Consider the following 2,846-nt stretch of genomic DNA (forward strand, 5'->3'; position numbering starts at 1 on the left):
CATGGGTACTTCTTTAGGGGTAGATATGCAGAAAGGCATCCCCGTGCGCGGTGGCCATCGTCACCACCTCAAGATTATCAACCTCATCCGTCGCCACGGCAGCATCGCCAAAGCTGTATCGGCCGGGGTATTGACAAAAGGTGTAATGTATGAATGCGTCAAGAATAATGTCCCCTTCAGTTTGGCCGGTTCAATTCGCGATGATGGTCCGCTTCCGGATACGGAGATGGATTTAATTAAAGCACAGGAAGAATATTCCCGTTTAATTCAAGGTGCAGACATGATTCTCATGCTCTCTAGTATGCTCCATTCCATCGGTGTGGGCAATATGACACCGGCGGGGGTGAAAATGGTCTGTGTTGATATTAACCCGGCCGTGGTGACAAAATTAAGCGATCGAGGTTCCGTAGAATCCGTCGGTATCGTCACCGATGTGGGTTTATTCCTGAGTTTGTTAACCCAACAGTTGGATAAGTTAACCCGTCCCTTGGTAGAAACGGTTTAAAACCGCAAATAGATATCGGGTGGGTTACGCTTTGCTAACTCACCTATTTTTATCGATATTTTCAAGCAATTATCAGAGAAAATTTGCCCACTAGAGTCGCCCTAGCTTGCTTTCTTTTTGTATAATAGGGCTTATCTTCCCATACTTGTCAAACGGCTATGAGTCTCTGTCTCAATCCCGATTGTTCGCACAAAAACACCCCCACGGATAAATTCTGTCATAAGTGCGGTTCTCAATTACTGCTCAGAGAACGTTATCGAGCGCTAAAATTAATCGGTCAAGGGGGTTTTGGCAAGACATTTCAAGCGATAGATGAGGATAAACCCTCAAAACCCTATTGTGTAATTAAACAATTTTTCCCGTCAGCGCAGGGAACAGGAACTTTACAGAAAGCAGCAGAATTATTTAAAGAAGAAGCGATTCGTTTAGATAGTTTGGGAAGATACCCACAAATCCCCGAACTTTACGCCTATTTTACCGCTAATGACGGGCGACAATATCTCGTGCAGGAATATATCGCAGGACAAAATCTCGAACAAGAATTAAAAGAGGAAGGAGTATTTAACGAAGCTAAAATTAAACATCTTTTGTCAGAGATTTTACCGATTCTAGAATTTATTCATAGTAAACAAGTAATTCATCGCGACATTAAACCCGAAAATATTATTCGCAGAAAAAGCGATAATAAATTGATTTTAGTGGACTTTGGAGCGGCAAAATTTGTCAGTCCTTTAAATCGTTCCATGACAGGAACAATTATCGGTTCTGCGGAATACATCGCACCAGAACAGGGGAACGGGAAAGCAGTTAATGCCAGTGATTTGTATAGTTTGGGTGTAACTTGCCTTTATTTATTAACTGGAATATCTCCCTTTGATTTATTCGATGGTGGGGAACACCAATGGGTATGGCGACAGTGGTTGGTTAATAATCCTGTTAGTAATGATTCAGGGAATATTCTGGATAAATTAATCGAGTTTGGCACGAAAAAACGCTATCAATCCGCTTCGGAAGTGTTGTCAGCTTTGCAGATAAAAACATCAGTCTCTATATCTCAGACAACTATTCAAAAACCCCTTAATCCCGTTATTTCCGTTCCTCAAACTCCCCCATCTATCCAGCTTAAAAGCGCCAAAGGAATCGATTATCGGAACTTAGAGGATTTACTGAAACGGCAGCAATGGAAGCAAGCGGACGAAGAAACCGCAACAGTGATGCTACAGGCTGCCAACCGAAGGTCAGAAGGATGGTTACGGGTAGAGGATATCGATAATTTCTCCTGCGAGGATTTGCGAACCATTGACCAATTATGGGTTAAATATAGTGGCGGTCGCTTTGGTTTTTCCGTGCAGGCGAAAATCTACCGCGAACTCGGTGGGACGCGGCAGTATAATAGAAGAGTTTGGAACGCTTTCGGAGATAGGGTAGGCTGGCGAGTGAATAATAGCTGGATATGCTACAAAGATGTTACTTTTGACCTAAAAGCACCCCTAGGACACCTCCCGATATTGAAAATAAGAAGATGGTATGAGGGTCCGTTGGTTAGTACAAGGTTTAGGGTTGTCTCTTCTCTCGCGTCGAGACTTGTAAAATGTAACATATAAAGGTAACAGCCAATTTTTAAGAATTGTATCGGAGGGAAAACCAAATGCTAGAAATTAACAAAAACTATGTATTAGACAAAGATCAAAAGCCGATTGCCGTTCAGATTCCCATTGCTGAATTTGAAAAAATCGAAGAAATCCTAGAGGATTACGGACTAGGAAAACTCATCGAAGAAGTTGAAAATGATCAAATCCTAGACAAAGAAAAAACATGGCAATACTGCCGGTATATACTGTAAAATCTATTTTATAGAAGTCTATAAAGAAATTGGCTAAATTACAATATAAATGCCTTATTTAAATCCCAATGCGACAATCCCACCAGCTAAATTAACCCGGTATTTGCTAGTTTTACAACCCAAAGATGATAAATCAGGCTTTCTGGCACAAGCAGGATATAATTTAGACAACTGGCAGGTATTGGAACAAGATTTAAGACGTATTCTTCTCAACGAGGCCACCTTAAATAAACAAACAAAGTTCGGTGATATTTATGAAATTAAAGGACTTTTACAAGGGGTGAACGGGATAAACTTACGAGTCTCTACCTATTGGATTATCGACTCACTTACGAAAGAAACAAGATTTGTGACTTGATTACCAGATTAAAAGAGTTAGACTATGAAATTTGATATGTTTTCCGAAGTTCAATTAACCGAAGATTTGCCAGAATCTAATTTGTCTCGTGGCACTCACGCGATTATCGTGGATTATTGTCCTCGACCCGAAGGCCAAGA

General features: G+C 41.0%; 4 protein-coding genes. All 4 read left to right on the plus strand.

Annotated features, from left to right (window positions below; all coding sequences use genetic code 11):
* The coding region (locus PX484_RS20945) for an ornithine cyclodeaminase family domain (RefSeq protein WP_502882773.1) at nucleotides 1–505 on the plus strand (505 nt) is incomplete at its 5' end.
* Between the two features lie 158 nt (nucleotides 506–663).
* Nucleotides 664–2,109 (plus strand): GUN4 domain-containing protein, encoded by a 1,446-nt coding sequence (locus PX484_RS20950; RefSeq protein WP_287767307.1) that lies wholly within the window; start codon nucleotides 664–666, stop codon nucleotides 2,107–2,109.
* Between the two features lie 44 nt (nucleotides 2,110–2,153).
* A complete protein-coding gene (locus PX484_RS20955) occupies nucleotides 2,154–2,348 on the plus strand; it encodes a RelB antitoxin-like protein (RefSeq protein WP_287767309.1) in 195 nt (64 codons plus the stop codon).
* Between the two features lie 49 nt (nucleotides 2,349–2,397).
* Nucleotides 2,398–2,706 carry a DUF6883 domain-containing protein gene (locus PX484_RS20960; RefSeq protein ID WP_287767311.1) on the plus strand — a complete coding sequence of 103 codons (309 nt, stop codon included), beginning with the start codon at nucleotides 2,398–2,400 and terminating at the stop codon, nucleotides 2,704–2,706.
* Nucleotides 2,707–2,846 lie beyond the last annotated feature (140 nt).

This window comes from Microcystis sp. M49636_WE2, assembly GCF_030065375.1.
In the GTDB taxonomy this organism is placed as follows: domain Bacteria; phylum Cyanobacteriota; class Cyanobacteriia; order Cyanobacteriales; family Microcystaceae; genus Microcystis; species Microcystis aeruginosa_C.

What these genes read in the sequence shown, in the direction of transcription:
- PX484_RS20955 (WP_287767309.1), top strand. Translation starts at nt 2,154, where the DNA reads ATGCTAGAAATTAACAAAAACTATGTATTAGACAAAGATCAAAAGCCG.
- PX484_RS20960 (WP_287767311.1), top strand. Translation starts at nt 2,398, where the DNA reads ATGCCTTATTTAAATCCCAATGCGACAATCCCACCAGCTAAATTAACC.
- PX484_RS20950 (WP_287767307.1), top strand. Translation starts at nt 664, where the DNA reads ATGAGTCTCTGTCTCAATCCCGATTGTTCGCACAAAAACACCCCCACG.